At 65.6% G+C, this 270-nt stretch carries 1 protein-coding gene; it reads left to right on the forward strand.

All coding sequences use genetic code 11. The features are described from left to right. The coding region (locus tag IZR01_RS49715) for an AMP-binding protein (RefSeq protein WP_194927942.1) at positions 1-270 on the forward strand (270 nt) is incomplete at both ends.

Below are 270 nucleotides of genomic sequence, written 5' to 3' on the forward strand. Positions count from 1 at the left end.
TGCATTTTGTGCCGTCGATGCTGGCGGCGTTTGTGGCGGAGCCGTTGGCTGCCGGCTGTGTGGGGTTGCGTCGGGTGGTGTGTTCGGGTGAGGCGCTGCCGGCGGAGGTGGTGCAGCGGTTCTTCACCGTGTTGGACGGCGTGGGGCTGTTCAACCTGTACGGCCCGACTGAGGCGTCGGTGGATGTGTCGTGGTGGGAATGTGTCCCGGACGCAGTCTCGGTGCCGATCGGCCGTCCGGTGTGGAACACCCAGCTGTACGTTCTGGACT

The sequence above is a fragment of the Catenulispora pinisilvae genome (assembly GCF_015356865.1).
In the GTDB taxonomy this organism is placed as follows: Bacteria; Actinomycetota; Actinomycetes; order Streptomycetales; family Catenulisporaceae; genus Catenulispora; species Catenulispora pinisilvae.